Source organism: Mesorhizobium metallidurans STM 2683 (assembly GCF_000350085.1).
GTDB lineage: Bacteria > Pseudomonadota > Alphaproteobacteria > Rhizobiales > Rhizobiaceae > Mesorhizobium > Mesorhizobium metallidurans.
Genome location: NZ_CAUM01000065.1, coordinates 60,710 through 78,257, shown reverse-complemented (window position 1 = coordinate 78,257; position 17,548 = coordinate 60,710). Strand labels below are relative to the sequence as shown.

The window sequence follows — 17,548 nt, the reverse complement described above, 5'->3', positions numbered from 1 at the left end:
ACGACCCGGCGATCTCGGGCGAGATCTTCCGGCCGCTGTCGAGCTTCCGCAATGCCGAGATGAACCTGCAGAAGGTGATCGCCCGCCGCGTCGCCATGGAGCTCAGCGACGGCATGGCCGTCAATATCGGCTTCGGCATCTCGGCCAATGTGCCGCGCATCCTTCTCGAGGAAGGCCAGCACGGCAAGGTCACCTGGGTGATCGAGCAGGGTGCCGTCGGCGGCGTGCCGCTGCTCGATTTCAAGTTCGGCTGCGCCTCGAACGCCGAGGCGATCATGCCTTCGCCGCACCAGTTCATCTATTTCCAGGCCGGCGGCTTCGACGCCTCGCTGCTGTCCTTCCTGCAGATCGACCGCCACGGCTCGGTCAATGTGTCGAAGCTTTCGGCCAAGCCGCATGTCACCGCCCGCGCCGGCGGCTTCGTCGACATCACCGCGCGGGCGAAAAAGATCGTCTTCTCCGGCTTCTTCAATGCCGGCGCCAAGCTCTCACTCACCGACGGCGCCATCCGCATCGACCGGGAGGGCAAGGTCAAGAAAGTGGTCGGCGAGGTCGAGCACATCTCCTTCTCGGGCAAGCGCGCCGTCGCCCAAGGACAGGACATCACCTATGTCACCGAACGCTGCGTGATGAAGCTGACTCCCGCAGGGCTGATGGTGACGGAACTCGCGCCCGGCATCGACCTCGAGCGCGATGTGCTGGCGCAGGCCGAGATCCCGCTCGGCGTCGCCAACGACCTGAAAGTGACGCCGGACGCGCTCTATCGGGATCGGCCTATCGGCCTGTCGTTGAATGGCGGCGCCACGCTCGGAGGCGCGCATGGCTGAGCCTCTTGTCACCTTCGAAACCGATGGCGCCATCGGCATCGTCACGCTGCGCCGCCCGGAGAAATTCAACGCCCTCGACATTCCGATGCTGCGAGCGTTGGAAGTGGCACTCGACGACGCCGAAGCCGCCGACGGCATCCGTGTCGTGCTGCTCTGCGGCGAAGGCAAGGGCTTTTGCGCCGGCGGCGATGTCGAGGCCTGGGCCGCCATGAGCGCCGCCGATTTCCAGGTGCAATGGGTGCGCTATGGTCACCGTGTCTTCGACCGGCTGGCGCGGCTCAGGCAGCCGACCATTGCCGTGCTGTCCGGCCATGCGCTCGGCGGCGGGCTGGAGCTGGCAGCCGCTTGCGATTTTCGCGTCGCCGAAGCGCAGGTCAAACTCGGCTTTCCCGAAACCTCGATCGGCGTCGTCCCCGGCTGGTCCGGCACGCAACGTGCGGTGCGCCGCTTCGGCGCCCAGACAGTCCGCCGCATGGCGCTCGGCGGCGAGGTCTTTCTCGCCTCGGAGGCGCTCGCCTTGGGCGTGGTCGACCGGGTGGTTGAAGCCGGCAAAGGCTATGCGGAGGCCAAGGCCTGGGGCAAAAAAATCGCCGAGCGCGGGCCGCTGGCGACCGAGGCCGCCAAGCTGATGATCGCAATTGCCGAAGGCGAGGAAAATGCCGCCGCGACTGAAGCGCTGGCCAGCGGTTTCATCGCGCTGACCGGCGACCTCAAGGCCGGTGTCGACGCATTCAAGACCAAGCAGAAACCAGCGTTTTCAAGATTTTAGAGCAACATGCGGAATCTGGAAATCACATGAACTTGCCCCTCAACATCGCCATGCCGGCCGAGGCATCCGCAGCGCCGAAGAGCTACCGGCTGCTGATCGACGGCAAGCATGTCGACGCCCGCGACGGTCGTACTTTGGAGCGCAAGAGCCCCGGCCATGGCTTCACCGTTTCGCGCTATGCGCAGGCCGGCGGGGCGGATGTCGAGGCCGCGGTGGCCGCCGCCCACAAGGCTTTCGAGACCGGCCCCTGGCCGCGCATGAGGGCCGGCGAGCGCGCTACGATCCTGCTCAAGGCGGCGGACCTGATCGAAGCCCGGCTGGAGGAGATCGCCCGGCTCGATGCGCTGGAGTCCGGCAAGCCGATCGCCCAGGCGCGTGGCGAGATCGGCGGCGCCGTCGACATCTGGCGCTATGCCGCATCGCTTGCCCGCACGCTGTCCGGCGACTCCTACGCCAATCTCGGCGACGCCATGCTGGGTGTCGTGCTGCGCGAACCGATCGGCGTCGTCTCGATCATTACGCCATGGAATTTCCCGTTCCTGATCGTCAGCCAGAAACTGCCCTTCGCGCTCGCCGCCGGCTGCACGACCGTCGTCAAGCCGAGCGAAATGACTTCCGCCTCGACCTTCGTGCTTGGCGACATCCTGATGCAGGCCGGCTTGCCCGATGGCGTCGTCAACATCCTCGCCGGCCTGGGCAGCGATGTCGGTGCGCCGATGGTCAGCCATCCGCTGGTCGAGATGGTGTCGTTCACCGGCTCCACCCGCGTCGGCAAGATGACCATGGCAGCGGCTGCGCAGTCGCTGAAGAAGGTCTCGATGGAGCTCGGCGGCAAGAACGGCCAGATCGTCTTTCCCGATGCCGATCTCGAAGCCGCCGCCGACGCAGCGGTGTTCGGCGGCTTCTTCAACGCCGGCGAATGCTGCAATGCCGGCAGCCGGCTGATCGTACATGAGGCGATCGCCGACGACTTCCTCAGCGCGGTCAAGGCGCTCACCGCCAAGGTGACCGTGGGTGATCCGCTGGACGACCGCACCAAGGTCGGCGCAATGATTTCGCCGGACCATCTGGCCAAGGTAGCCTTCTATGTAACGGCGGCGGCCAGCGATGGCAGCAATATCTACAGCGGCGGCAAGCAGTTGACCTCCAATGCCGGCCAATACCTCGACCCGACCATCATCCGTGGCGTGACCGAAGACATGACTATCGCGCGCGAGGAAGTGTTCGGTCCGGTGCTCTCCGTGCTCACCTTTGAATCGATTGAAAAGGCGTTGCACATCGCCAACAACACGCCCTATGGTTTGTCGGCGGGCGTGTGGAGCGCCAGCATCGACACCTGCATGTCGGTGGCGCGGAGTGTGCGTTCGGGAACCGTTTGGGTGAACACGTTCATGGAAGGTTATCCCGAATTGCCTTTCGGGGGCTACAAACAGTCCGGTCTCGGACGCGAACTCGGCAAACGCGCCGTCGAGGACTATACCGAGGAAAAGACGATCCAGTTTCATCGCGGCCAGCGCACCGGATGGTGGCTCGGCTGAGTTGGGAAGTACCCGGTGGGCATCCGCCGGTCGTGTAATGCAACAAGGGAGGAAGTACATGTTGCGCAAACTGCTTATCGGAACGGCTCTCGCATCGGGCCTTGCCTTCGCGGCCCATGCCGAGGACGTCAAGGAAGTGCAGATGCTGCACTGGTGGACGTCGGGCGGCGAAGCGGCTGCCCTCAACGTGCTCAAGGAGGATCTGTCCAAGGAAGGCTATGCCTGGAAGGACGTGCCGGTGGCCGGCGGTGGCGGCGACGCCGCCATGACCGCGCTGAAGGCGATGGTCGCGGCCGGCAACTACCCGACGGCATCGCAGATGCTCGGCTACACCGTGCTCGATTATGCGGCCGCCGGCGTGATGGGCGACCTGACCGAGACGGCGAAGAAGGAAGGCTGGGACAAGTCCGTCCCAGTGGCCCTGCAGAAATTCTCGGTCTATGACGGCAAGTGGGTCGCTGCTCCGGTCAACGTCCACTCGGTCAACTGGCTGTGGATCAACAAGGCGGTGATGGACAAGATCGGCGGCACCGAGCCGAAGACCTTCGACGACTTCGTGGCATTGCTCGACAAGGCCAAGGCGGCAGGCGTCATCCCGCTCGCCCTCGGCGGCCAGAACTGGCAGGAGGCCACCATGTTCGACTCGGTCGTGCTGTCGACCGGCGGACCTGAGTTCTACAAGAAGGCGATGAACGACCTCGACGAGGAGTCACTCAAGTCCGACACGATGAAGAAGTCGTTCGACAACCTCGCCAAGCTCGTCACCTATGTCGACCCGAACTTCTCGGGCCGCGACTGGAACCTCGCCACCGCCATGGTCATCAAGGGCGATGCGCTGGTGCAGGTCATGGGCGACTGGGCCAAGGGCGAATTCAACGCCGCCAAGAAGGCCCCGGGCACCGACTTCCTGTGCTATCGCTTCCCCGGCACCGACGGCAGCGTGGTCTACAACTCCGACATGTTCGGCATGTTCAACGTGCCGGACGACCGCAAGGCCGCCCAGGTGGCGCTCGCCACCGCCACGTTGTCGAAGAGCTTCCAGTCGGCCTTCAACGTCGTCAAGGGTTCGGTTCCGGCCCGCACCGACGTGCCTGACACCGACTTCGACGCTTGCGGCAAAAAGGGCATGGCCGACCTGAAGGCCGCCAATGAGGGCGGCACGCTGTTCGGCTCGCTGGCCCAGGGCTATGGCGCGCCTCCGGCGGTTGCCAATGCCTACAAGGACGTCATCTCCAAGTTCGTCCATGGCCAGATCAAGACCTCGGACGAAGCCGTGACCGAACTGGTCAAGGCGATCGACGACGCCAAGTAAGGCACCCGCCACATCACAGGCCTTCCCCGCCAGCGGGGAAAGCCTCCCTTGGGGCATGGTGGCGGCTTTCTTGGCGCGAGCTTGTGTGCCGGCCGATCCGCGATCCCAAGGCTCCGCTTGCGCTATCCTGTCCTGCGCCTCGCCGGGGACAGGCGCACGAAACGGGATGAACCGATGAGCACTGTTGCTGAAACCAGTATGACGCTGACGCCGGAGCATGACACCCGCCCGAGCGCCTCGGTGCGCTCGCGCCTGCAGGATGCGCTGCCGAAGATCGTGCTGGCGCCGAGCTTCGCCGCCACCGTCGTCTTCGTCTACGGCTTTATCCTGTGGACGATCTATCTGTCCTTCACCAACTCCAAGACCTTCCCATCCTACGCCATCACAGGGCCGCGCGCCTATCAGCGGCTGTGGCGCTGGACCTTCGAGAGCGACCCGCCGTCGAGCTGGTACACCTCGATCACCAATATGGGCATCTTCGGCTTTCTCTACATCTTCATCTGCCTGGCGCTCGGCCTGTTCCTGGCGATCCTGCTCGACCAGAAGATCCGCGGCGAAGGCGTGTTGAGGCCGATCTACCTCTACCCGATGGCGCTGTCCTTCATCGTTACCGGCGTTGCCTGGAAATGGTTCCTCGATCCCGGCCTCGGCCTCGAGCAAACGCTGCATCAATGGGGCTGGACGAGCTTCCATTTCGACTGGATCAAGAACAAGGATTTCGTCATCTACACGGTGGTCATCGCCGGCGTCTGGCAGGCCTCCGGCTTCATCATGGCGATGTTCCTGGCCGGCCTGCGCGGCATTGACGGCGAAATCATGAAAGCGGCGCAGATCGATGGCGCCACCACCTTCCAGCTCTACCGCCGCATCGTCATCCCGTTGCTCAGGCCAGTGTTCCTCTCGGCCTTCATCGTGCTCGCGCACCTTGCCATCAAGTCCTACGATCTGGTCGTCGCACTGACCAGCGGCGGCCCGGGCGGCTCGGCCTGGCTGCCCTCCAACTTCATGTATGAGTACACTTTCAAGCGCAACGAGATGGCCGTCGGCTCGGCCAGCGCCGTGATCATGCTGATGACCATCACCGCGATCATCGTCCCCTACCTCTATTCCGAGCTCAGGGAGAAGCCGCGATGAGCGCCGTCACCACGCCCGCTCGCCAGGATACGGGCGGCACCAGCGCCAAAACCCTGAACCGTATCGTCATCTACGGGCTCCTGGCACTGTTCGCGCTGTTCTACCTGATGCCGCTGTTCGTCATGCTGGTGACCTCGTTCAAGACCATGGACGAGATCCAGAACGGCAACATGCTGGCGCTGCCACGGGCGCCGACCTTCGAGCCGTGGCTGAAGGCGTGGGGCGAGACCTGCGTCGGCCTGACCTGCGCCGGCATCAAGGGCTATTTCTGGAACTCCATCAAGATGGTGGTTCCGGCGGTGCTGATCTCGACGCTGCTCGGCGCGCTCAATGGCTATGTCCTGACCAAATGGCGCTTCCGCGGCCACACGCTGGTGTTCGGGCTGATGCTGTTTGCCTGCTTTATACCCTTCCAGTCGGTGCTGTTGCCGATGGCGACGATCCTGGGCAGCCTCAGCCGCTTCGGCGTGACGCTGCAGAACGCGACCGGCTTCTCGTTCGGCTTGGGCAATCCAACCGTCAACCTCGTCTTCGTCCACGTCGTCTACGGGCTTGGCTTCACCACGCTGTTCTTCCGCAACTATTACGAGGCCTTCCCGACCGAACTGATCAAGGCAGCACAGGTCGACGGCGCCTCCTTCTTCCAGATCTTCCGGCGCATCATGCTGCCGAACTCGATGCCGATCTTCGTGGTCACCGTAATCTACCAGTTCACCAACATCTGGAACGACTTCCTGTTCGCCTCCGCCTATGCCGGCACCGGCGACGCGATGCCGATGACAGTGGCGCTCAACAACGTCGTCAACACCTCGACCGGCGTCGTCGAATACAACGTCAACATGGCGGCCGCGATGATCGCGGCACTGCCGACCCTCCTCGTCTACGTGGTCGCTGGCCGCTACTTCGTGCGCGGCCTGATGGCCGGCGCCGTCAAAGGATAATCGGATGGCTTTCCTGGAAATTGATGGGCTGAAGAAGCGGTTCGGATCGGTCGAGATCCTGAAAGGCATCGACGTCGATCTCGAAAAGGGCGGCTTCCTCGTGCTGGTCGGCCCGTCCGGCTGCGGCAAGTCGACCTTGCTCAACACCATCGCCGGTCTGGAGACCATCACCGAGGGGGAAATCCGCGTCGATGGCCGCGCGATCAACGATCTGCATCCGTCGAAGCGCGACATCGCCATGGTGTTCCAGAGCTATGCGCTCTATCCGAACATGACAGTGGCAGGGAACATCGCCTTCGGCATGGAGATGCGCGGCGTGCCGGCCGCCGAACGCCAGAAGGCGATCGACAAGGTGGCCAAGGTGCTGCAGATCGGCCACCTCTTGCAGCGCAAGCCGAGCCAGCTTTCCGGCGGCCAGCGCCAGCGCGTCGCCATGGGCCGGGCGCTGGTGCGCGATCCCAAACTGTTCCTGTTCGATGAACCTTTGTCCAATCTCGACGCCAAGCTGCGCGTCGACATGCGCATCGAAATCAAGCGCCTGCATGCGACCACCGGCACCACGATCGTCTACGTCACCCACGACCAGATCGAGGCGATGACGCTGGCCACCAAGATCGCGGTAATGCGCGACGGCGAAGTGCAGCAGTTCGGCACACCGGCCGAGATCTACAACAACCCGACCAACATCTTCGTCGCCGATTTCATGGGCTCGCCGGCGATGAACCTGGTGCCGGCGACGATCGGCGGCAATGGCAGCGGGCTGTCGGTGGTGCTGCAGCGCGACGGGCGCGAGCCGATCTCGCTGCCGCTCGCCAAACCGCCGGCGGGCCTGTCGGCATTCCAGGGCAAGCCGGTCATCTTCGGCGTCCGCCCCGAAGCCCTGACCGATCCGGAAGGGGCAGAGCGCAACGCCTCGAACATCGCCGCCGCCGATTGCCATATCGAGGTGATCGAGCCGGCCGGCTCCGACACTTTCGCGGTCACCAATCTCGGCGGCAAGGCCGTGGTGGCGCGGCTGCGCGCCGACGCCAGGATCCAGCCGGGAACGGTGACGCCGCTCGCCTTCAACCTGACCAAGGCGGTGTTCTTCGATCCGGCGACCGAGAACCGCATCCTTTAGCGCCATGGAGAACCCGGATATCGTCATCATCGGTTCCGGCATCGGCGGCGCCACGATCGCCTCCGGCCTGGCCGGCAGCGGCGCTTCGATCCTCATGCTGGAGCGCGGTGAACCGCTGCCGGCGACACCGCATGCGCGCGATACGCGCTCAATCTTCGTCGACGGCCATTACCGGCCAAAGGAGATGTGGCGCGAGGCCGGAGGTGCTGCCTTCAACCCCGGCAATTATTACTATGTCGGCGGCAATTCGAAATTCTACGGTGCGGTGCTGATCCGCTACCGCAGGCAAGATTTTTCCGCCATGGAGCATTTCGGCGGGGTGTCGCCGGCCTGGCCGTTCTCCTATGACGCGTTCGAGCCCTGGTACTCGAAAGCCGAGCAATTGTTTCGTGTCCGTGGAGCGCTCGGCGAAGACCCGACCGAGCCGTTCCACTCCATTCCTTACGCTTTCAAGCCGGTACCGGATGAAGCGCCTATTGCCCGCGCTCGCGCCGAGCTGAAAGGGCTCGGCCTGCATCCGGCATCGCTGCCGCTCGGCGTCGACATCGAGGCCTGGCTGAAGGACGGCAAGACGGGCTGGGATGCTTTCCCTAACACCGGAACGGGCAAGATCGACGCGCAGTCGGGGCCGCTGACAGCGGCACTTGTCGACACCAACCTCCGGCTCGAAACCGGCGCCTTTGTCGAGTTTCTCGAAGCCGCTGCCGACGGCAAGAACATCGCCACCGTTCACTACCGGCAGAACGGCGTGCTGAAGAAAGTATCGCCGAAGCTGGTCATCCTTTCGGCCGGCGCGGTCAATTCCGCGGTCATTCTGCTGCGTTCGCCCTCGCCCACCAACGGCAAGGGAGGTGGCAAGGGCCTTGCCAACAGCTCCGACCAGGTCGGCCGCAACTTCATGAACCACAATTCGAGCGCCATGCTGGCGATCGACCCGCGCCGCAGGAACGATGCCGTCTACCAGAAAACGCTGATGCTGAACGACTATTATCTGTCGGACGGCAAGGGCGGCAAACCGCTCGGCAACGTCCAGCTTCTCGGCAAGATCGACGGCAACATGCTCAAGGCGAATGTGAAACTGACGCCGAAATTCGCGTTGGATTTCATGGCAGGCCACGCAGTCGACTGGTACCTGATGTGCGAGGACCTGCCCGACCCGGAAAGCCGCATCATGGTCGATGGCAAGGACATCGTCATGCAATGGCGGCGCTCCAACATGCAGTCGCTCGATGGGCTGACCAAGGTGATGCGCGAGAATTTTCGCGCCTGCGGTTACCCGATCGTGCTGTCTCGTGCCTTCGACAAGCGCACGCCGTCACACCAGTGCGGTACGGTGAAGATGGGCGACGATCCTGCGACTTCGCCGCTCGATCCGTTCTGCCGCTCGTTCGACCATCGGAACCTGTTCGTCGTCGACGGCAGCTTCCTGCCGAACTCGGCCGCCGTTAACCCGGCACTGTCGATTGCCGCGCAGGCGCTGCGCGTAGCCGACCATATCCGCAAGACGGAGCTTGCCGCATGACCCGCCCGGCGGCCATCGTCACCGGCGGCGCGCGCGGCATTGGGCTGGCCTGCGCCGAGGCGCTGGCCGATGCCGGTTTCGACATTCTTGTCGCCGATCTTGCCGCCCAGGCCGACGAAGGACTTCCCGCCAACATCACTGCGCGCGGCGCGGCGTTCGCATACGTCAACTGCGATATCGCCGATCTCGGCGATCATGCGGCACTTGTCGATGCCGCCATGCGCGCCTTCGGCCGCATCGACTGCCTGGTCAACAATGCCGGCGTCGGCGCCGTCGTGCGCGGCGACCTGTTGGACCTAAAGCCGGAGAATTTCGACCGCACACTCGGCATCAATCTGCGTGGCACCGTCTTCCTCAGCCAGGCCGTCGCCAAGGCGATGCTTGCGGCGCCGGGCGATCACCCAAAGTCGATCATCACCGTCACCTCGGTCAGCGCCGCAATGGCCTCGCCGGACCGACCGGATTACTGCATCTCCAAGGCCGGGCTCTCGATGTGGGTGAAGAACCTGGCGCTCAGGCTCGCACCCGAAAACATCGGCGTATTCGAAGTGCGGCCAGGCATCATCCGCACCGACATGACCTCAGCTGTCACTGCCAAATATGACGGGCTGATCTACGGCGGGCTGGTGCCGGCGATGCGCTGGGGGGAAGCAGGCGACATCGGCGCTGTGGTCGCCGCACTCGCCGGCGGGAAATTCGGCTTTTCGACCGGCTCGATCATCAATGTAGACGGCGCACTGTCCGTGCCGAGGCTGTGAACAGGTGACGCCATGACCGACTACATCATCGTTGGCGCCGGACCGGCCGGCTGCGTTCTCGCCAACCGGCTGAGCGAGGAGCCGTCGAACTCCGTGCTGTTGCTCGAAGCCGGCGGCAAGGACTGGCATCCGCTGATCCATATGCCGGCCGGCTTCGCCAAGATGACCAAGGGCATTGCCTCCTGGGGCTGGTCGACCGTGCCGCAAAAGCACATGAAGGACCGCGTCTTCTGGTACACGCAAGCCAAGGTCGTCGGCGGCGGCTCATCGATCAACGCCCAGATCTACACACGCGGCAACGCCCGCGACTACGACGCCTGGGAGAAGGAGGAAGGCCTTGCCGGCTGGGGCTATCGCGATGTGCTGCCCTATTTCAAGCGCGCCGAGAACAATCAGCGCTACGCCAACGATTTCCACGGCGACCAAGGCCCGCTCGGCGTCTCCAATCCGATTGCGCCGCTGCCGATCTGCGAGGCCTATTTCCGCGCTGGCCAGGAGATGGGCATTCCTTTCAATCCGGATTTCAATGGCGCCACCCAGGAAGGCGTCGGCTATTATCAACTGACGCAGAAGGACGCCAAACGCTCCTCCGCTTCGGTTGCCTATCTCAAGCCGATCCGCGCCCGGAAGAACCTGACGGTCAGGACCGACGTGCTGGTGACGCGTATCGTCGTCGAGAGGGGCCGCGCCATCGGCGTCGAGATCGTCGACAGGCCGGGCGGCCAGAAGAAAATCCTGCGCGCCGAACGCGAAGTGATCGTCTCATCCGGCTCCATCGGTTCGCCGAAGCTGCTGATGCAATCGGGCATCGGCCCGGCCGACCACCTGAAATCGGTCGGCGTGACACCGGTGCACGACCTGCCCGGCGTCGGCTCCAACATGCAGGACCATCTCGACCTGTTCGTCATCGCCGAATGCACCGGCGACCACACCTATGACAACTACGCCAAGCTGCACCGCACGGCATGGGCCGGCCTGCAATATCTGCTGCTGAAGAAAGGCCCGGTCGCCTCCAGTCTGTTCGAGACCGGCGGCTTCTGGTACGCCGACCCGACCGCCGCCTCGCCCGACATCCAGTTCCATCTCGGTCTCGGCTCCGGCATCGAGGCCGGCGTCGAGAAACTGAGGAACCCCGGCGTGACGCTGAACTCGGCCTTCCTGCGGCCACGCTCGCGCGGCACGGTGAGGCTGCGGAGCGCCGACCCCGCCGACCATCCGCTGATCGACCCCAATTACTGGTCCGACCCTTACGACCGCGACATGTCGATCAAGGGCCTCAGGCTGGCGCGCGAGATCATGCGGCAGAAAGCGCTTCAACCCTATGTCCTGCGCGAAGTGCTGCCCGGCCCTGCCCTGCAGAGCGGCGACGAACTGTTCGACTATGCCTGCCGCAGCTCCAAGACCGACCACCACCCCGTCGGCACCTGCCGCATGGGTCATGATGCTATGGCCGTGGTGAGGCCCGACCTCAGGCTGCGCGGCATCGAGGGCCTGCGGGTCTGCGACGCCTCGGTGATGCCGCGCGTCCCTTCCTCCAACACCAATGCGCCGACGATCATGGTTGGCGAAAAGGGCGCCGACCTGATCCTTGGCCGCGAGCCGCTGCCGCCGGCGGTCTTCTCAGGCAACCGCGCAGCGTAGGGAGTAGAAAAATCACCAGGCATGGTGTTTTCCTCGGATTCCGCAACGACGTTCCCGACACTCAGCGCGCCGCGATCCATGGTCGCCGTTTGCATCATCGTCGTCATCCGCTTCAGCCCGGAAAGGCGTGGCCAGGTGATGACGGTGCTCGGTTGAAGGATCCGACAGCTAACCCGAAGTTTGCGCTCGCGAGACAAGCAACTGCTTGATTTGATTCGCGTATCTGAAAAGTGGGTTTTTCCGCTACTGGACACACACCCCACTGGCATCAACGAACGTTTTCAGCCGAATCGAATCACAAATTGGCCGAGGTGTGAAGGGCGAAATGGACAGAGACATGGACACTTCTCAAAAGCGATTTTCGGCCCAACCGACTCAAAAGATTCAGCTTTCAGCGGTTTAGGGCCGCGAACTTCGGGCTAACCAAGCCTGAGCGCCACGACGCCGGCGACGATGCTGAGCACGGCGGCACCGCGCCAGGCCGTCATCCTCTCGCCCAGCGCGAACACCGAGATCATCATGGCGAACAGGATCGACGTTTCCCGCAGCGACGCCACCGAGGCGATCGGCGCCTTGGTCATCGCCCACATCACGATCCAGTAGGCAGCGCCGCTGAGCACGCCGGTATACGCGCCCGCCTTCCAGTCACGCGCCAGCACCGGCAGCGCCTGCGGCCCGCGGAAGAAGACGCACAGCACCAGCGCCCATAGCGCATCGCAAACAAACAGCCATGCCGCATAGCTCGAGGCCGTCGCGGCCAGCCGCGCGCCGCTGCCGTCGGACAGCGTATAGCTGGCGATGAAGATCGACGTGCCGAGCGCAAAGCCGACGGCGCGCAGGTTCAGCCGCTCCAGATGCGCGCCGCCGCGAAACGACAGCACCAGCGTGCCGGCCGACAGAAGAACGATGCCGACGATGGCCAGCGGCGCCGGAAGTTCGGCAACGACCACAATGCCGCCGAGAGCCGTCAGCAACGGCGCTGTACCGCGCGCCAGCGGATAGGTCTGGGCGAAATCGCCGGCCTTGTAGGCGCCGACCAGGAACGTTCTGTAGCCCATGTGGAAGATCACCGAGGCGATAATATACGGCCACACCTCGGCTTTCGGCACCTCGACAAAGGGCAGCGCCACCAGTGCCGCCGCGCCCATGCCGAGCGTCATCAGCGTGATCGACAGGAAGCGGTCGAGATGGACCTTGACCAGCGCGTTCCAGATCGCGTGCATGGCGGCGGCGGCAAGCACGGCGAAGAAGACGAAAAGCGTCATTTCAGGCTCATCCGGCGCCGGGCAATGCGAGCGGTGTTTCCAGGTCGATGTCGATCCGCAGCGGAAAATGGTCCGAGGCGATTTCGCCGATGTCGGCGCTGACCGAGCGGACGCGTCCGGCAAACATGCCGCCGACGAAACAATGGTCGAGGCGGCGCTTTGCCAGCCTGCCGTCGATGGTCTTCTCATGGGTATGGAAATCCGCTGCCGGCTCGGCGGCAATTGCGGCGGCATCGACGAAGCCGTCGAGATAGGCCGCGCCCCGGTGGTATGGCCTACTGCCGACGATGCGCCGGTATTCGGCGCTGTCCGGCTCCATGTTGAAGTCGCCCATCCAGATCGCCGCCAGCGGATTCTCCGGCTCCGGCTCGCCATTGCTCCAGTTGCGCGCAGGCTCGTCGTCGAGGCCGCTCCATGGGCCACCGTCGGACGGCGCCCGGCGGTGCTCGGCAAGCAGATAATCGATCTGCTCCAGCCGCTCCTCGGCGGCGATATGGGCGAGATGCAGCGAGAAAAAACGCACCGGGCCAACGGGCGTGCGGATCATACACTCGAGCGCGGCGTTGCGGGTGTTGAGCGGACGTGCCGTGCGCCGCAGCGGCAGAGTATGCAGCCGCGACCAGACGATCGGCAGCTTAGACAGGATCATCGTGCCGAATTGCCGCCGCCGGTTGACGATGCGGCCCTCATGCTGCGTGCTGGCATCCATGTCGAAGGCCGGGCCGTAAACCCAGTAGTAGCCGGGCAGCAGTTCGGAAAGAAGCGCTGGCTGGTCGGCAAAATTCGTGCGCAGCCAGTGTCGTTCCACTTCCTGCAGCGCGATAATGTCGGCACCGGCAACCACCTTGGCACAGCGCGCGAGGTCATAGCGGCCATCGCCGCCGAACCCGTACTGGATGTTGTAGCTGACCAGCTTCATTGCTTATCCGGCTCAATTTTGTGATGGCTGTAGCGGTTAGGCGATAGCGACGCAATGTACCGGGCAAATGACGGGGCTGGGCCAGCGGCTAATGCATCTCACGCAAAAGTGCGCAGCGGTTTTGCGACAGCGACTTGCACTGGAAAAACTTGGAGCGCATCGCATGAATCCGTTCAAAGGCGTCGCGCCTTACGTCGTCAGGGGCTGGAACCGCCCCGCCGGCGACGCCGCCAGTTCCGACCAGTCGATCTCTTCCTCCAGCCGGTGATAGGCTTCGTCGCCGATCGTCCCATTGCGGCGCAGTTCTTCCAGCGCATCGCGCTGGCGATCGATGGCATAGAGGCGCAGCCGGTCGTATTCAGTTGCCGCCTGTGCGTCTTCAGGGTTTTCCGCGACCAGGCGCTGAGCCTCGTACTGCTCGCGCACAACGGCCGCCGCCGCTGACGTCTTGCGGCTCAACACGTCGAGTGCGGCCTGCATAATGGCAACGCGTGCCTGAGCCACCTCGCGGTCTATCGTCGTATCCGGTTCGAAGTTGAGTATCCGCAGCAAAGGCTTCAGGCTCATGCCTTGCAGCACCAGCGTGCCCAGAACCACCGCGAAGGCGGCAAGCACAATCGGGTCACGGCCGGGAAAGTCGGCCGGCAGTGCGATGGCCACCACCAACGTCACCAGCCCCCGCATGCCGCACCAACCGACGAGCACGGCGCCGGCGAATGTCGGCGCATCTGCCTTTTGGCCTGCGTCGCCGAAGCGGGCAAGCCATCGTAAGATCGCAACATAGCTTGCCACCCAAACGAGGCGTGCCACGATGACGACGGCCAGTACCATTGCTGCGAAGACAAATGCCTCGCCCTGCCCTTCGCCGGAGAGACGGCCGACGATCGAGCGTGCCTGCAGGCCCATCAGCACGAAGGCCAGCACGTTGAGCACGAACACCGCCGACTCCCAGACCGAATAGGTGCTGACACGCCTTCTGGCCGACATCAGGCGCGGTGCGGTGCGCGCAATCGTCATGGCGTAGACGACGATGGTGATGATGGCGGAAAGGCCCAGTCTGTCGGCCAGGATCCAGACCCCGAATGTTCCGGCGAATTGCACTACTGTGCTGCTTGCCGCATCCTCGATGCGGGTGAGCGTCAGCAGCGAGACGCGGCCGAAGAGATAGCCCGCAGCAAGGCTGCCGATCGTCGACAGCAGGATCGTTGGAACGGCGCTGCTCAGCAGAACCGGGCCGAGCGCCGCCGTCACAGAGATCCGGTAGATTAACAGCGCGGTGGCATCGTTGAGCAGGCTCTCGCCCTGCAGGATCGCGGTGATGCGGTGCGGCACCTTGAACTGGCTGAGCACAGCAGATGCCGCCACCGCGTCCGGCGGTGCGACGATGGCGCCGAGCGCGATCGCCGCCGCGATCGGTAGACCGGCCATCTTCCAGCCAACGACTGCAACGACCCCAGTGGTGAAGACAACGGCGCCAAGCGCCAGCAGCGCCAGCGACAGCCGGTAGCGCTTCAGGTCGCGCAGCGAGGTGTCATAGGCGGCATCGAGAAGCACCGGCGCGATGAACAGGGCAAGAGCCAGTTCCGGATCGATCTCGATCATCGGCGCACCAGGCACGAAGGCAATCCCGACCCCAGCCAAGGCCAGCAGGGAGGGATAGGGAATCTCCAGCCGCCGCGACAGCGCCGTCAGCGCGACGGCGGTCAAAAGCAGGACAAGGGTGAGTTCGAAAAGCGCCATGCCTCATCGTAGCGGCTAGCCATGCCCGTTGGCAGTACCCACGCTGCAGATGCCGTTGATTTGTCCAGCGGGTTCGGCTCGCCTGGCAGTATGATCAGAACAACCGTACGTCTATGGTCCGGTCATGATCCTCATCGGCCAGTATGACTCGCCCTTCGTTCGCCGCGTCGGCATCGCGCTGACGCTCTACGGCTTGTCTTTCGAGCATCGTCCCTGGTCGACATTCAGCGATGCGGACAAGATCCGGCCCTACAATCCGCTGACGCGCGTGCCAACCCTGGTGCTGGACGACGGCGAGGTGCTGATCGAAAGCCACATGATCCTGGACTATCTGGACAGTCTCGTCGCAGCCGACCGCGGGATGTTTCCAACCAAGGAGCCGGCGCGCCGTCAGGCGTTGAAGATCGCCGCCTTGGCCACCGGGCTGGGCGACAAGGCCGTCAGCCTGTTCTACGAGAGGCTGCTGCACGAGACAGTCTCCGACCTCTGGGTCGAGCGCTGCCGCAAGCAGATACGGGGAGCCGTGGCTGCACTGGAAGCCGATCGCGGTACAAGGGCTGAAACCTACTGGTTCGGCGATCGCATCGGCCATGCCGATATCGCGGTTGCCGCCGTGCTCCGCTTCATCGGCGAGGCGCATCCCGGCCTGGTATCGCTGGCCGACTTCCCGGCGCTGGACGCTCACGCCATGCGAATGGAAGCACTGCCTGTCTTTCAGGCGATCTCGCAGCCTTTCATCCCGCCGGCTTGAGACCATCTGTCCTTCGACACAAGCTGTGCCAAGGTATGTTGAGATTCAGATCAGGCCGAGCCGAGAGTGGTCGCTTGCGAGAACCGGAGCGGATCGTACTTTTGGGTACGAGCACCGGCCTACGCCGGCCGTAGCCTTAACTGCCGCGACCGCTCATGAGTGCTTCGGCCGGCGAAGGCCGGAAGCGCAGGAACCCGGCGTTTGCAGGCCGGCCTCATCTGAATATCAGCATACCTTAGTGCAGCACCAGCATGTCGCCGGACGAGAACGAGATCTCGGCCTTTTCGCCGACGGCTGGCGGAGGGGTGGCCGGACTGTTGAATGTGTCGAGCGACACCGTGTTGCCGCCGATGCCGACGCGCACCCGGATGACCGAACCGAGGAAATGCACTTCGGATATTTCGCCCGAAAGGCTGGAATCGCGGCCGGGCTGGCGGCCGAGCGAAATTGCTTCCGGCCGCAGCGCCAGCGACAGCGTGTCTCCGGATTTCGAGCCGTTGAGCTTGCCCTTGAGCGAGACTTCCTGCGTGCTGACCTTCACCTTGCCGGACGCGGCATCGGTGACGGTGCCTTCGAGCACGTTGAGCGTGCCGACGAAATTGGCGACGAATTTCGTCGCCGGCCGGTTGTAGATCTCGAACGGCGTGCCGACCTGCTCGGCCTTGCCGCCATACATGACAGCAATGCGGTCCGAGATCGACAAAGCCTCTTCCTGGTCGTGCGTCACGAAGATGGTGGTGATGCCGAGCTTCTTCTGGATCGAACGGATTTCCTCGCGCAACGACACGCGCACCTTGGCGTCGAGCGCCGACAGCGGCTCGTCGAGCAAAAGCAGCTTCGGCTTCGGCGCAATCGCCCGCGCCAGCGCGACACGCTGCTGCTGGCCGCCCGAGAGCTGGTAGGGGTAGCGATCGCCCATCTGCGGCAGCTTGATGATGTCGAGCATTTCGGCGACACGCCTGTCGGTATCGGCCTTGGGCATGCCCGCCACCTTCAGCCCGAAGGCGATGTTCTGCGCCACCGTCAGGTTCGGAAACAGCGCATAGGCCTGGAACACCATGCCGACATTGCGCTGGTTGGGCTTCAGCCGGGTGATGTCCTTGCCGGCCACGACGATCTTGCCGGCTGATGGCTCCTCGAAGCCAGCGACCATGCGCAGCACCGTCGTCTTGCCGCAACCCGACGGTCCGAGAAAGGAGACGAATTCGCCCGGCTCGACGTCGAGATTGAAATCCTGCACCACGGTGGTGGCGCCGAAGGATTTTCGAACGTGCTGGATGGAGAGGAACGGGTCGGCCATGGCTTTGACTC

Annotated in this window: 15 protein-coding genes and 1 pseudogene; 12 read left to right on the top strand and 4 right to left on the bottom strand. The window is 64.0% G+C overall.

Annotated elements, in window-relative coordinates; genetic code table 11:
• The 11 genes and pseudogenes from MESS2_RS11670 to MESS2_RS33820 form a co-directional block, all read left to right on the top strand.
• Positions 1-827, top strand: a pseudogene (locus MESS2_RS11670) (acyl CoA:acetate/3-ketoacid CoA transferase); the annotation flags it as partial.
• Positions 820-1,596 carry an enoyl-CoA hydratase/isomerase family protein gene (locus tag MESS2_RS11665; RefSeq protein WP_040592725.1) on the top strand — a complete coding sequence of 259 codons (777 nt, stop codon included), beginning with the start codon at positions 820-822 and terminating at the stop codon, positions 1,594-1,596. The pseudogene MESS2_RS11670 and the gene MESS2_RS11665, both read left to right, overlap by 8 nt.
• 26 nt (positions 1,597-1,622) lie before the next feature.
• Complete coding sequence (locus MESS2_RS11660) at positions 1,623-3,134, top strand: aldehyde dehydrogenase family protein (protein ID WP_008874430.1); 1,512 nt, start codon at positions 1,623-1,625, stop codon at positions 3,132-3,134.
• Between the two features lie 58 nt (positions 3,135-3,192).
• Positions 3,193-4,446 carry an ABC transporter substrate-binding protein gene (locus MESS2_RS11655; RefSeq protein ID WP_008874429.1) on the top strand — a complete coding sequence of 418 codons (1,254 nt, stop codon included), beginning with the start codon at positions 3,193-3,195 and terminating at the stop codon, positions 4,444-4,446.
• A 174-nt stretch (positions 4,447-4,620) separates the two neighbouring features.
• Positions 4,621-5,580 carry a carbohydrate ABC transporter permease gene (locus MESS2_RS11650; RefSeq protein WP_006338965.1) on the top strand — a complete coding sequence of 320 codons (960 nt, stop codon included), beginning with the start codon at positions 4,621-4,623 and terminating at the stop codon, positions 5,578-5,580.
• A complete protein-coding gene (locus MESS2_RS11645) occupies positions 5,577-6,521 on the top strand; it encodes a carbohydrate ABC transporter permease (protein WP_008874428.1) in 945 nt (314 codons plus the stop codon). Before MESS2_RS11650 ends, MESS2_RS11645 begins: the two co-directional genes overlap by 4 nt.
• A 4-nt stretch (positions 6,522-6,525) precedes the next feature.
• Positions 6,526-7,641, top strand: a complete 1,116-nt coding sequence (locus tag MESS2_RS11640) for an ABC transporter ATP-binding protein (RefSeq protein WP_008874427.1) — start codon at positions 6,526-6,528, stop codon at positions 7,639-7,641.
• A gap of 4 nt (positions 7,642-7,645) precedes the next feature.
• Positions 7,646-9,163 (top strand): GMC oxidoreductase, encoded by a 1,518-nt coding sequence (locus MESS2_RS11635; protein ID WP_008874426.1) that lies wholly within the window; start codon positions 7,646-7,648, stop codon positions 9,161-9,163.
• Positions 9,160-9,921, top strand: a complete 762-nt coding sequence (locus tag MESS2_RS11630) for a 3-ketoacyl-ACP reductase (RefSeq protein ID WP_008874425.1) — start codon at positions 9,160-9,162, stop codon at positions 9,919-9,921. The genes MESS2_RS11635 and MESS2_RS11630 overlap by 4 nt, the downstream gene beginning before the upstream one ends.
• Positions 9,922-9,933: 12 nt before the next feature.
• Complete coding sequence (locus MESS2_RS11625) at positions 9,934-11,562, top strand: GMC family oxidoreductase (protein WP_008874424.1); 1,629 nt, start codon at positions 9,934-9,936, stop codon at positions 11,560-11,562.
• Between the two features lie 21 nt (positions 11,563-11,583).
• Complete coding sequence (locus MESS2_RS33820) at positions 11,584-11,718, top strand: hypothetical protein (RefSeq protein WP_280113313.1); 135 nt, start codon at positions 11,584-11,586, stop codon at positions 11,716-11,718.
• Positions 11,719-11,981: 263 nt separating this feature from the next.
• Here MESS2_RS33820 and MESS2_RS11620 read toward each other — a convergent pair whose 3' ends face one another.
• From MESS2_RS11620 to MESS2_RS11610, 3 genes are all read right to left on the bottom strand, one after another.
• Positions 11,982-12,827, bottom strand: a complete 846-nt coding sequence (locus MESS2_RS11620) for an EamA family transporter (protein ID WP_008874423.1) — start codon at positions 12,825-12,827, stop codon at positions 11,982-11,984.
• A gap of 7 nt (positions 12,828-12,834) precedes the next feature.
• Complete coding sequence (locus MESS2_RS11615; protein ID WP_008874422.1) at positions 12,835-13,746, bottom strand: endonuclease/exonuclease/phosphatase family protein; 912 nt, start codon at positions 13,744-13,746, stop codon at positions 12,835-12,837.
• A gap of 189 nt (positions 13,747-13,935) precedes the next feature.
• On the bottom strand, positions 13,936-15,486 hold the full coding sequence (locus MESS2_RS11610) for a cation:proton antiporter (protein ID WP_008874420.1): 1,551 nt from the start codon (positions 15,484-15,486) through the stop codon (positions 13,936-13,938).
• A gap of 124 nt (positions 15,487-15,610) precedes the next feature.
• On the opposite strand from MESS2_RS11610, the gene MESS2_RS11605 reads away from it, so the two are divergent.
• Positions 15,611-16,237: a glutathione S-transferase family protein gene (locus MESS2_RS11605; protein WP_008874419.1), complete on the top strand. Its 627-nt coding sequence runs from the start codon at positions 15,611-15,613 to the stop codon at positions 16,235-16,237.
• A gap of 235 nt (positions 16,238-16,472) precedes the next feature.
• Here MESS2_RS11605 and MESS2_RS11600 read toward each other — a convergent pair whose 3' ends face one another.
• Positions 16,473-17,537: an ABC transporter ATP-binding protein gene (locus tag MESS2_RS11600; RefSeq protein WP_008874418.1), complete on the bottom strand. Its 1,065-nt coding sequence runs from the start codon at positions 17,535-17,537 to the stop codon at positions 16,473-16,475.
• Between the last annotated feature and the right edge of the window lie 11 nt (positions 17,538-17,548).

Excerpts from the sequence above, each read along its gene's own strand:
- MESS2_RS11660 (WP_008874430.1), top strand. The coding sequence starts at position 1,623 with ATGAACTTGCCCCTCAACATCGCCATGCCGGCCGAGGCATCCGCAGCG.
- MESS2_RS11610 (WP_008874420.1), bottom strand. The coding sequence starts at position 15,486 with ATGGCGCTTTTCGAACTCACCCTTGTCCTGCTTTTGACCGCCGTCGCG.
- MESS2_RS11655 (WP_008874429.1), top strand. The coding sequence starts at position 3,193 with ATGTTGCGCAAACTGCTTATCGGAACGGCTCTCGCATCGGGCCTTGCC.
- MESS2_RS11635 (WP_008874426.1), top strand. The coding sequence starts at position 7,646 with ATGGAGAACCCGGATATCGTCATCATCGGTTCCGGCATCGGCGGCGCC.
- MESS2_RS11620 (WP_008874423.1), bottom strand. The coding sequence starts at position 12,827 with ATGACGCTTTTCGTCTTCTTCGCCGTGCTTGCCGCCGCCGCCATGCAC.
- MESS2_RS11645 (WP_008874428.1), top strand. The coding sequence starts at position 5,577 with ATGAGCGCCGTCACCACGCCCGCTCGCCAGGATACGGGCGGCACCAGC.
- MESS2_RS11630 (WP_008874425.1), top strand. The coding sequence starts at position 9,160 with ATGACCCGCCCGGCGGCCATCGTCACCGGCGGCGCGCGCGGCATTGGG.
- MESS2_RS11605 (WP_008874419.1), top strand. The coding sequence starts at position 15,611 with ATGATCCTCATCGGCCAGTATGACTCGCCCTTCGTTCGCCGCGTCGGC.
- MESS2_RS11600 (WP_008874418.1), bottom strand. The coding sequence starts at position 17,537 with ATGGCCGACCCGTTCCTCTCCATCCAGCACGTTCGAAAATCCTTCGGC.
- MESS2_RS33820 (WP_280113313.1), top strand. The coding sequence starts at position 11,584 with ATGGTGTTTTCCTCGGATTCCGCAACGACGTTCCCGACACTCAGCGCG.
- MESS2_RS11640 (WP_008874427.1), top strand. The coding sequence starts at position 6,526 with ATGGCTTTCCTGGAAATTGATGGGCTGAAGAAGCGGTTCGGATCGGTC.
- MESS2_RS11615 (WP_008874422.1), bottom strand. The coding sequence starts at position 13,746 with ATGAAGCTGGTCAGCTACAACATCCAGTACGGGTTCGGCGGCGATGGC.
- MESS2_RS11650 (WP_006338965.1), top strand. The coding sequence starts at position 4,621 with ATGAGCACTGTTGCTGAAACCAGTATGACGCTGACGCCGGAGCATGAC.
- MESS2_RS11625 (WP_008874424.1), top strand. The coding sequence starts at position 9,934 with ATGACCGACTACATCATCGTTGGCGCCGGACCGGCCGGCTGCGTTCTC.
- MESS2_RS11665 (WP_040592725.1), top strand. The coding sequence starts at position 820 with ATGGCTGAGCCTCTTGTCACCTTCGAAACCGATGGCGCCATCGGCATC.